This window comes from Pseudanabaena biceps PCC 7429 (genome assembly GCF_000332215.1).
In the GTDB taxonomy this organism is placed as follows: Bacteria; Cyanobacteriota; Cyanobacteriia; order Pseudanabaenales; family Pseudanabaenaceae; genus Pseudanabaena; species Pseudanabaena biceps.
The window spans coordinates 1-3,778 of record NZ_ALWB01000348.1; the positions used below are offsets into that span (position 1 = coordinate 1).

3 protein-coding genes are annotated in these 3,778 nt (G+C 45.5%); 2 read left to right on the forward strand and 1 reads right to left on the reverse strand.

What is annotated here, in order from left to right; all coding sequences use genetic code 11:
- Positions 1 to 254: 254 nt before the first annotated feature.
- Entirely contained in the window at positions 255 to 1,619 is a 1,365-nt protein-coding gene (locus PSE7429_RS22085) for an NAD-dependent succinate-semialdehyde dehydrogenase (protein WP_009629607.1), read from the forward strand.
- Positions 1,620 to 1,682: 63 nt separating this feature from the next.
- The gene (locus PSE7429_RS22090) at positions 1,683 to 3,323 is read left to right on the forward strand and encodes an acetolactate synthase large subunit (RefSeq protein ID WP_009629608.1); all 1,641 of its coding nucleotides are present in this window, start codon (positions 1,683 to 1,685) and stop codon (positions 3,321 to 3,323) included.
- 13 nt (positions 3,324 to 3,336) lie between these two features.
- Here PSE7429_RS22090 and PSE7429_RS22095 read toward each other — a convergent pair whose 3' ends face one another.
- Positions 3,337 to 3,681, reverse strand: coding sequence for a hypothetical protein (locus PSE7429_RS22095; protein ID WP_009629609.1), 345 nt, complete (start codon positions 3,679 to 3,681; stop codon positions 3,337 to 3,339).
- Positions 3,682 to 3,778: the final 97 nt, after the last annotated feature.

Sequence of the window (3,778 nt, forward strand, 5' to 3'; positions counted from 1 at the left end):
GGCGCACGCGCAGCGTGCGCCGCAGGTTTTAGGGCTTTATATTTAACTAAGCCCACTTACTTATGAATCCTAAATTAAGTTGAATTATCGGTGGATTTGGCGATCGCAAGGATTAAGATCTTACATATAGCAATCTTAAATAGTTCTTGCCAAATGGTTCTTGCCAAATGGTTCTTGCCAAATGGTTCTTGCCAAATAGTTTGTTGAAGTTCATCTTGAGCTGGTTATAGATTTTCAGGAATGGAGAAAAGATCGTGGCGATCGCATCAATCAATCCTGTAACGGGAGAGGTATTAAAGACCTTTACGCCTTTAACAGATGGGGAAATCGAGCATAAACTAGCCCTTGCCGATCGCACCTTTGCGACCTACAAGTACACCAGTTTTGCCGAACGCGCCCAATGGATGTATCGAGTTGCAGATATCCTTGAGGCAAAAAAAACGGAATTTGGGATTATTATCACCCTTGAGATGGGAAAAACCCTCAAAAGTGCGATCGCGGAAGTTGAGAAATGTGCCCATCTCTGTCGGTTTTATGCCGAATATGCCCCGCAATTTTTAGCTGACACACCTGTAACGATCGATGCTGGTCAAGCCCTAATTCGCTACCAACCTTTAGGGATTATTTTAGCGGTGATGCCTTGGAACTTTCCCTTTTGGCAAGTGTTTCGCTTTGCCGTACCCTGCTTGATGGCGGGCAATGTGGGGCTGTTAAAACATGCTTCAAATGTGCCCCAATGCGCTTTGGCGATCGCGGAAATCTTCCATGCAGTGGGCTTACCTGATGGCGCTTTTCAAACCCTACTCGTTGGTGCGGAGCGAGTGGCGAATCTGGTTGCCGATCCGAGAGTAAAAGCTGCTACTTTAACGGGGAGTGAACCTGCTGGACAAAGCCTCGCTGCGATCGCAGGGCATAATCTCAAAAAAGTAGTTTTGGAACTAGGCGGCAGCGATCCATTTATCGTTCTCAAAACCGCCGATCTCGATGTTGCGGTAGCTACAGGTGTAACTGCGCGGGTAATGAATAATGGGCAGACCTGCATTGCCGCCAAACGCTTCATTCTCGAAGAAGCGATCGCCGATCAATTTATTGCTAAGTTTGTAGAGAAATTTAGGGCTTTGAAGGTGGGCGATCCCATGCAAGCGGAAACAGATGTTGGTCCCTTAGCTACACCACAAATTTTGCAAGAATTGGATGGACTGGTGAAAGCGACTGTAAATGCTGGAGCCAGGGTTTTGGTGGGTGGATATCGCATTAAACAGGAGGGAAATTTTTATGCCCCGACAATTTTGACAGATATTCCCTTAGGTGCGCCGCCCTATCAAGAGGAATTTTTTGGTCCCGTTGCGTCAGTATTTCGTGTCAACAATATTAGGGAAGCGATCGCCCTTGCCAATAGCACTAACTTTGGGCTGGGGGCAAGTGTTTGGACTAAGGACGAACGGGAAATAGAACTAGCGATCGCTCAAATTGAAGCGGGTTCAGTCTTTGTGAATAGTATGGTTAAGTCCGATCCTCGACTTCCTTTTGGGGGGATTAAGCGATCGGGCTTTGGTCGAGAGCTGGGTATTGAAGGTATTCGCGAATTTGTGAATATTAAAACTATTGCGATCGCCTAGAGTTCATTCCATATATTTTAGGTAAAACCAGTTAGGTAAAACTAGGTAAAATCAGGTAAAACAATGAATACCGCAGAATTATTAGTTAAATGTCTAGAAAATGAAGGGGTGGAATATATTTTCGGACTCCCTGGGGAAGAAAATATGGCGGTTCTCAATGCTCTTGAGAATTCATCAATTAAGTTCATTACTACCCGCCATGAACAGGGAGCAGCATTTATGGCAGATGTGTATGGAAGACTAACGGGTAAACCTGGAGTCTGTCTATCGACCCTTGGTCCGGGAGCTACTAATCTGATGACAGGGGTTGCTGATGCCAACTTGGATTGTGCGCCATTGATTGCGATTACGGGACAAGTAGGAACCGATCGGATGCATACCAATTCCCATCAATACCTCGACCTAGTCGCCATGTTTGAGCCTGTGACCAAATGGAATGCTCAAATTGTGCGCCCAAGTATTACCCCAGAAATTATTCGTAAAGCTTTTAAGCTCGCTAAGTCAGAGAAGCCCGGAGCCGTACATATTGATTTACCAGAAAATATTGCGGATATGGAAGTTACAGGGCAACCGCTCTTGATCAAAAGCGATCGCAACGCGATGTATGCCTCCTATCGCAGTCTTTCCGAAGCGGCGATCTTGATCGCCCAGTCTAAAAATCCGCTCATTTTGGTGGGTAATGGGGCAATTCGTTCTGGTGCTAGCCAAGCGCTAACGGATTTTGCCACCCGTTTAAATATCCCCGTGGCAAATACCTTTATGGGGAAAGGCGTAATTCCTTACCGCCATCCTTTAGCTCTCTGGTCGCTAGGTTTACAACAAAGGGATATTATTAATTGTGCTTTTGATGAAACGGACTTGGCGATCGCCGTTGGTTATGACTTAATTGAGTATGCTCCCAAAAAATGGAACCCTAAAGGAACAATTCCCATCATTCACATTGCGGAGTTGCCAGCGGAAGTTGATAGCAGTTATATGCCACAGGTAGAAATTGTTGGTGATATTTCCGATTCCTTGGTGGAAATTATGCATCGTTGCGATCGCACGGGAATGCCTTCACCCCATGCGATCGATTTGCGCCCGCAAATTCTTGCCACCTACGAACAGTACGCCCATGACGAAGGATTTCCCATTAAACCGCAAAAAATCGTCTACGATCTTCGCCAAGTGATGGCTGCCGAGGATGTGGTGATTTCTGATGTGGGTGCACATAAAATGTGGATGGCGCGTCATTACCATTGCGATCGCCCGAATACTTGCATTATCTCCAATGGATTTGCCGCGATGGGAATTGCGATTCCTGGAGCGATCGCCGCCAAGCTAGTGCATCCCCATCGCAAGATCGTAGCGGTAACGGGTGATGGCGGTTTCATGATGAATATGCAGGAACTAGAGACTGCCACGCGAATCGGCACGCCCTTTGTCACGCTGATTTTTAATGATGGTGGTTACGGCTTGATTGAATGGAAGCAACAGATCCACTATGGGCGATCGGCTTTTATCAAGTTTGGCAATCCCGATTTTGTAAAGCTTGCAGAAAGTATGGGGCTCAAAGGGTATCGAGTAACTTCCGCGATCGAGTTGATTCCCATTCTCAAAGAAGCCCTATGGCAGGATGTTCCCGCCGTTATCGATTGCCCCGTTGATTATCGGGAAAACATGCTCTTTTCCCGTAAAGTGGGCGAATTATCTTGCCCGATTTAAAGACAAAACATCGTCAATTTTGATTGCGCTCTATATTGCGCTCTATATTGCGCTCTATATTTTGCTCTATAAAGTTTTCGATAGCTTCTTTAGCTTCGAGAAGACTTGAGCGATTTTCTTCACGATAAATCTTAATTGCTTCAATTTTGCGGTAGGGATCGAGCGCAATCTGTTTAACCCGTTCTGAAAGTTGGGATGGAATTTCTATTTCCATTCGATTTAGGATTAAGCTGAGAGAATAATCAATGCGTTTCATCCTGCGCTCAAGGCGCTTAATGCTAGTTTCGAGGCTAAATAAGATGATTAAAGTGGTAGCTAAGAAAAAAACGTAAACACCGCCATCCATAATTGTCACCATAATCAATATTCACTCTAGAACTTTTGACTTAATTGCTTTGCATCAAAAGAATAGCAAATATAAGTGGAAGTGGCGGCGCGAAGCGCCGCCACTTCCA

Coding starts and splice junctions, on each gene's coding strand:
- PSE7429_RS22090 (WP_009629608.1), top strand. CDS start 1,683: ATGAATACCGCAGAATTATTAGTTAAATGTCTAGAAAATGAAGGGGTG.
- PSE7429_RS22095 (WP_009629609.1), bottom strand. CDS start 3,681: ATGGTGACAATTATGGATGGCGGTGTTTACGTTTTTTTCTTAGCTACC.